This is a genomic window from Streptomyces sp. NRRL WC-3549 (assembly GCF_000721935.1).
Classification (GTDB): domain Bacteria; phylum Actinomycetota; class Actinomycetes; order Streptomycetales; family Streptomycetaceae; genus Streptomyces.
The window spans coordinates 41,043-47,485 of record NZ_KL585381.1 but is presented as its reverse complement, the minus strand read 5'-3'; the positions used below and the strand labels follow the sequence as shown (position 1 = coordinate 47,485).

7 protein-coding genes are annotated in these 6,443 nt (G+C 75.3%); 5 read left to right on the top strand and 2 right to left on the bottom strand.

All coding sequences use genetic code 11. The annotated features are described in order from the left end of the window. The first annotated feature begins 252 nt into the window (after positions 1-252). The 4 genes from IH13_RS0100420 to cobM all read left to right on the top strand — a co-directional run bounded on the left by IH13_RS0100420 (position 253) and on the right by cobM (position 3,753). On the top strand, positions 253-777 hold the full coding sequence (locus IH13_RS0100420) for a discoidin domain-containing protein (protein WP_234433175.1): 525 nt from the start codon (positions 253-255) through the stop codon (positions 775-777). A gap of 102 nt (positions 778-879) precedes the next feature. Beyond that, positions 880-1,644, top strand: a complete 765-nt coding sequence (locus IH13_RS0100415) for an SDR family oxidoreductase (RefSeq protein WP_031079987.1) — start codon at positions 880-882, stop codon at positions 1,642-1,644. Between the two features lie 94 nt (positions 1,645-1,738). Continuing rightward, a complete protein-coding gene (locus tag IH13_RS0100410) occupies positions 1,739-3,007 on the top strand; it encodes a bifunctional cobalt-precorrin-7 (C(5))-methyltransferase/cobalt-precorrin-6B (C(15))-methyltransferase (RefSeq protein WP_031079985.1) in 1,269 nt (422 codons plus the stop codon). Next, positions 3,004-3,753 (top strand): precorrin-4 C(11)-methyltransferase, encoded by a 750-nt coding sequence (gene cobM / locus IH13_RS0100405; RefSeq protein ID WP_031079984.1) that lies wholly within the window; start codon positions 3,004-3,006, stop codon positions 3,751-3,753. Before IH13_RS0100410 ends, cobM begins: the two co-directional genes overlap by 4 nt. Before the next feature lie 138 nt (positions 3,754-3,891). Here the strand turns inward: cobM and IH13_RS0100400 are convergent, their stop codons facing one another. Next, positions 3,892-4,974, bottom strand: a complete 1,083-nt coding sequence (locus tag IH13_RS0100400; RefSeq protein ID WP_031079983.1) for a cobalt-precorrin-5B (C(1))-methyltransferase — start codon at positions 4,972-4,974, stop codon at positions 3,892-3,894. A 20-nt stretch (positions 4,975-4,994) separates the two neighbouring features. On the opposite strand from IH13_RS0100400, the gene IH13_RS0100395 reads away from it, so the two are divergent. Next, on the top strand, positions 4,995-5,753 hold the full coding sequence (locus IH13_RS0100395) for a cobalt-precorrin-6A reductase (RefSeq protein WP_031079982.1): 759 nt from the start codon (positions 4,995-4,997) through the stop codon (positions 5,751-5,753). Here the strand turns inward: IH13_RS0100395 and cobJ are convergent. Beyond that, positions 5,738-6,443: precorrin-3B C(17)-methyltransferase (gene cobJ / locus IH13_RS0100390; protein WP_031079981.1), on the bottom strand; the 706-nt coding region annotated here is incomplete at its 5' end. The two genes, IH13_RS0100395 and cobJ, sit on opposite strands and share 16 nt — an antisense overlap.

Genomic DNA, 6,443 nt, shown 5'->3' with positions numbered 1-6,443 from the left:
AGCCAGGGGCCCGCCCCCGAGCCGGCCGGCCCCGCGGTCCGGGCGCCGGTGGTGTGTCCCGGCTGCGGGACGGAGAACCCAGCCGAACGCACGCTGTGCGTCCGCTGCGCCCTGCTTCTCGACCCAGGCCCGCCCCCTGGGGTCCGGCCGCCCTGGTGGCACCGGATGTTCCGGAGGCGTACCAGGAAGACCCATGCCGCGGGAACACGGCCCCGGCGGGGATGGCGCAGGCCGCGGCTCGCGCTGCCGCTCGTGCTGGTCGTCGTGGCGGCCGGTGTCTGGTTCGCGCTGCCTCACGTGCCCGGACTGCTCGGTTTCGCCAAGGAGGAGACCGGGGCTCCGGAGGCGGTACCGCCGTCCGGATTCCGTGGGTCCAGCGAGGCGTCCGGGCATCCGGCGGCTGCCGCGTTCGACGGGTTCAACAACCGGTACTGGGCGCCGAAGGAGCCGGGGGACGGTGTCGGCGAGTTCCTGGAGTGCGACTTCGCGCAACCGGTACGGGTGACGAAGGTCGTGGTGTTCTCCGGGACGTCGGCCCGCAAGGACGAATTCCTCACCCAGGCCCGGCCGGCGCGGCTCACGGTGACCCTGACCTCCGAGGACGGGGAGGAGACGCACCGGACGATCCGGCTTCGGGACCAGGCCGGACAGCAGACCTTCGACGTCCGGGGCTCGGACACCGTCCGTGCCCGGCTCACGGTCGACTCCGCGTACGGCACCGGCGAAGGCCGCAGGACGGCCGTCGCGGAGGTCGAGTTCTTCGGCCGCAGATCCTGACGGGCAGGTGGGACGGCCCCGGCCGGGCGCCGCCGCTCCGGCACCCGGGTGAGCGGAAGGACGTGATGTCACGTTCCGGGGCCGCCGTCCGTCCGTAAGGGCATGAACGCACGAGAGAACCTGACCATCGCCGTGGCCGGCGGTACCGGGACGCTGGGCGGCGCCGTCGTCGACGAGCTGCGGAAGCGCGGCCACCACGTACGGGTGCTGAGCCGCCGCTCCGCCGAGCACCCGGTCGACCTGACGACCGGGGAGGGGCTGGCCGGTGCGCTGGCCGACTGCGACGTGGCGGTGGACGCCAGCAACAGCACCTCGCCGAAGAGGGCGAGGGCGACCCTGGTGGACGGATCGCGGCTGCTGCTCGCGGCGGAGGAGAAGGCCGGGGTCGGCCACCACGTCGCCGTCTCGATCGTCGGCTGCGAGAAGGTGCCGATCGGCTACTACCGCACGAAGGTGGCCCAGGAGCGCGTGGTGGAGTCCGGCCCGGTCGACTGGACGACGGTCCGGGCGACCCAGTTCCACGAGCTGGTGGCCGGGGTACTGGCACCGCTGGCCCGGTCCGGTCTGCACCCGTTGCCGAAGGCCCGGCTGCAGACCGTCGCGTCGGCGGAGGTGGCGCGCGCGGTCGCCGACGTCGCCGAGCGGCCCGCGCTGCGGGGGCGCGTGGAGGTGGCGGGCCCCGAGATCGAGGACCTCCGCGACCTGGCCCTGCAGTGGCGCGCCGCCCACCGCAGCCGGGTGCTTCCGCTGCCGGTGATGCTGCCGGGGCCTGTGGGGCGTGCGCTGCGGGCCGGGGCGCTCACCACCGACCGGCCCGACGTGCGGGGCACGCTGACGTTCGGGCAGTGGCTGACGGCCGGGCGGTAGCGGGCCGGGGCCAGGGGCGGGGAGTGCCGGCCGGCCGGGGGCGGGCCAGTAGAGTTCGGCTGCGTCGTCCACCGAAACACCGAGGTACCCGGCCGTGTCCCCCGCAACGTCCCCGCCCCCCGCCCCGCAGCCGCCCGTGAGCGTCGTGGGGATCGGAGCCGACGGCTGGGCGGGCCTGACGGGCCCCGCCCGCTCCGTGCTCCTGGACGCCGGGGTGCTGATCGGCGGAGAGCGCCAACTGCGGTTGCTGCCGCCGGAGTGCGCGGGCCGACGCGTGACGTGGCCCTCGCCCCTGCGGCCCGCCGTACGGGGCCTGCTCGCCGCTCACGCCGGATGCCGGATCGCCGTGCTGGCCAGCGGCGACCCCATGTTCTACGGGATTGGCCGGGCGCTCACCGAGGAGCTGGGCGCGGGGGCGCTGCACGTGGTGCCGCACCCGTCCTCCGTCTCGTACGCCTGCGCCCGGCTCGGCTGGCCGCTGGAGGACACCGGGACCGTCACCCTGGTCGGCCGCCCCACGGCCCGGCTGGCCGCGGCCCTGTACGAAGGGCGGCGGCTGCTGGTGCTGAGCGCGGACGCCACCACACCCGCCGCGGTGGCCGCGCTGCTCCGGGACCGCGGCTTCGGACCCAGCCGGATGCGGGTGCTCGAACAACTCGGCGGTACGGACGAGGACTGCCTCGACGGCACCGCCGACACCTGGGCCCACCCGCCCGGCGACCCGCTCAACGTCATCGCCGTGGACTGCCTGAGCGCACCGGACGCCGTGCGCCTCGGCGCCGTACCGGGGCTGCCGGACGCGGCGTACGAGCACGACGGGCAGCTCACCAAACGGCATGTGCGGGCCGCGACGCTCGGTGTGCTCGCGCCCGCGCCCGGGGAACTGCTGTGGGACGTCGGCGGAGGGTCGGGGTCGATCGCCGTCGAGTGGCTGCGCACCCACCCCTCGTGCCGCGCGGTCACCGTGGAGCGCGATCCGGAGCGCGCGGGGCGCATCGCCCGAAACGCGGACCGGCTGGGGGTGCCGTCCCTGCGGGTCGTCACCGGCCGGGCGCCGGAAGCGCTGGCCGGACTGCCCGTACCGGACGCCGTGTTCATCGGGGGCGGCCTCACCGCGCCCGGTCTGCTGGACGCCTGCTGGGAGGCGCTGCCCGCCGGCGGCCGGCTGGTCGCCAACACGGTCACCCTGGAGTCCGAGGCGCTGCTGGCCGACCGTTACCGGCGGCTCGGCGGCGACCTGGTGCGGCTCGCGGTCGCCCACGCCGTGCCCGTCGGCGGATTCACGGGGTGGCGCCAGGCCATGCCCGTCACCCAGTGGTCCGTGCGCAAGCCCTTCCCGACCCACCCAGGAGACAACTCATGACCGTGTACTTCATCGGCGCGGGCCCCGGTGCCGCCGACCTGATCACGGTGCGCGGCGCCCGAGTCCTCGCCGCCAGCCCGGTCTGCCTCTACGCGGGGAGCCTGGTGCCGAGGGAACTCCTCGCCGAGTGCCCGCCGGACGCCCGGCTGGTCGACACCGCCCAGCTCGACATCGACCGGATCACCGCCGAACTGGTCGCCGCGCACCGGGACGGCCACGACGTGGCCCGACTGCACTCCGGGGACCCGTCGGTGTTCAGCGCGGTCAACGAGCAGATGCGGCGGCTCGACGAGGCGGGCGTGCCGTACGAGGTGGTGCCTGGGGTGCCCGCGTTCGCCGCCGCCGCCGCGTCGCTGAAGCGGGAGCTGACGGTGCCCACGGTGGGCCAGACGGTGATCCTCACCCGGATCGCCCAGCAGGCCACCGCGATGCCCGAGGGCGAGGACCTGGCGACACTGGGCCGCAGCGGCGCGCTGATCGTGCTGCACCTGGCGGCGCGGTACGTCGACCGGGTGGTCGCCGAACTCCTGCCGCACTACGGGGCCGACTGCCCCACCGCCGTGGTGGCCATGGCGTCGCGGCCGGACGAGATCGTCCTGCGCGGGACGCTGGACTCGATCGCGGAGCAGGTGAAGGCGGCGGGGGTGACCCGGACCGCGGTGATCATGGTGGGCCGGACGCTGGGCGCGGAGCAGTTCCACGACAGCCACCTCTACTCCCCGGCCCGCGACCGCCACACCTGCTGACCGGGCTGCCCGGCGGACCCGCGACCGCCAACGTACCGACCGGGCTGCCCAGCGGACCCGCGACCGCCGCACCTGCTGACCGGGCTGCCCGGCGGCCCGCGATCACCGCTCCCGCTCAGCCGGCGGTGCCGTACCGGATCAGCGCACGGCGCTGCGGCCCACCACGGTCCCCGCCCGGTCGATGCAGATGACGTCCACCGCCACCGGCGCCCCCCGCAGCACCGAGAGCGCCTGGTCCCGGGCCGCCACGGCGACCAGGTCGCCCAGCGGCACCCCGGCCGCCCCGCACATCTGGAGGGCGGCCAGGCCCGTGTTGGCGACCTCGATCTCCGCGGCCAGGTACGGCTTGTCGACCTGGGAGCGGCCGGAGTGCAGGTCCAGATGGCCCGCCGCGAGCTTGGACAGCTTGGCGAAGCCTCCGCAGACGGTCAGCCGCTCGACCGGGTGCCTGCGTACGTACTTCAGTACGGCGCCCGCGAAGTCGCCCATGTCCAGCAGGGCGATCTCCGGCAGTCCGTACTCGGCGACCACCGTCTTCTCCGAGGTCGAGCCCGTGCACCCGGCCACATGCCGGTGCCCGGCGGCCCGCGCCACGTCCACGCCGCGCCGGATCGAGTCGATCCAGGCCGAGCAGGAGTAGGGGACCACGACGCCCGTCGTCCCCAGGACCGACAGCCCGCCCAGGATGCCCAGGCGAATGTTCCACGTGAAACGTGCGATCTCCTCGCCGTCGTCCACCGAGACCGTGATCTCGACGTCGCCGGTGCCGCCGTGCTCGGCCGCCACCCGTGCCACGTGGTCCCGCATCATCTGGCGGGGGACCGGGTTGATCGCGGGCTCCCCGACGTCGAGCGGCAGTCCGGGCAGGGTCACCGTCCCCACGCCGGGCCCGGCCCGGAACACCACCCCGGAGCCGGGCGGCAGCAGCCGTACGGTGGACCGCACCAGCGCTCCGTGCGTCACGTCGGGGTCGTCCCCCGCGTCCTTGACCACCCCGGCCGTGGCCCGGCCGTCGGCCAGCTCCTCCACCGCGAGGGCGAAGGCCGGCGTCTGCCCCTTGGGCAGCGTGATGCTCACCGGATCGGGGAACTCCCCGGTCAGGAGAGCGGTGTACGCGGCCGTGGCGGCGGCCGTCGCGCAGGCGCCGGTCGTCCACCCCGGGCGCAGACCGGTGTGCTTGAGTTGGGCGCTGCGCCCGCCTTGCGCTTGCTCACTGCTCATGGATGGACCGATCGATGACCCTGCACGTACTCGTCCTCGGCGGCACGACGGAGGCCCGCCGGCTCGCGGAGCTCCTGGTGACCACGGACGCCCTGCCCGGGGCCCGGGTGACCAGTTCGCTCGCCGGGCGGGTCGCCCGGCCCAAGATCCCCCCGGGCAAGGTGCGCGTCGGGGGTTTCGGGGGAGCCGACGGCATGGCGGACTGGATTCGCGCACACCGGGTGAGTGCGGTCATCGACGCCACCCATCCTTTCGCCGGGACGATCAGTTTCCACGCCGCCTCGGCGGCCACCGCGGCCCATGTTCCCCTGCTTGCTCTGCGCCGTCCCGGCTGGGTGCCGTCGGAGGGCGACCGCTGGCACCCGGCCGGCTCCCTGGAGGAGGCGGCCGAGGCCCTTCCGGGGCTGGGCCGCCGCGTCTTCCTCACGACCGGCCGGATGGGGCTGGCCGCGTTCGCCGGGCTCGACCGGCTGTGGTTCCTGATGCGCTCGGTGGACGCCCCCGAACCGCCGTTCCCCCGGCAGACGGAGATCCTGCTCGACCGGGGGCCGTTCACGCTGGAGGGCGAGCGGGAACTGATCCGCCGCCACCGCGTCGACGTCCTCGTCACCAAGGACAGCGGCGGCGCGGCGACCGCGCCCAAGCTCACCGCCGCCCGCGAGGCCGGTATCCCGGTGGTCGTGGTCCGGCGTCCGCCGGCCCCGGAGGGGGTCCCGGTGGCCGTGACCCCCGAGGAGGCCGTGGCCTGGCTGCACGGTCCGGCTCAGCCTTCCGGGTAACGGCGCGGCGTCCAGACGATCTGCTCGCCGCCGGCCCGCCGTACCCACCGGGTCTGTGAGGACCCCACGATGAGCACGGTCCGCATGTCCACCTCCGCCGGGTCCAGATCGGCGAGCCGCACCGTGCGCACGTTCTCGGCCGGCCCGCCGACGTCGCGCCCGAGGACCACCGGGGTGTCCGGCGAGCGGTGCTCCAGCAGCAGGTCACGGGCCTTGCCGACCTGCCAGGTCCGGCTGCGGGAGCCCGGGTTGTACAGCGCGATCACCAGGTCCGCCGAGGCCGCCGCCCGCAGCCGCCCGGCGATGACCTCCCAGGGCTTGAGCCGGTCGGAGAGCGAGACGGTCGCGTAGTCGTGGCCCAGCGGCGCGCCCGCGCGGGCGGCGGCGGCGTTCGCGGCGGTCACCCCGGGCAGCACCCGTACCGGTACGTCCGCGTAGGCGTCCTGCGAGGCCACCTCCAGGACGGCCGTGGCCATGGCGAAGACCCCGGGGTCGCCCCCGGACACCACGGCCACCCGGTGCCCGCGCCGGGCCAGGTCGAGGGCGAACTCGGCGCGCTCGGACTCCACCTTGTTGTCCGAGCCGTGCCGCTGCTGGCCCGGCCGCACCGGGACCCGGTCCAGATAGGTGGTGTAGCCGACCAGGTCGTCGGCGGCGGCCAGCGCGCCCCGCGTCTCGGGCGTCAGCCAC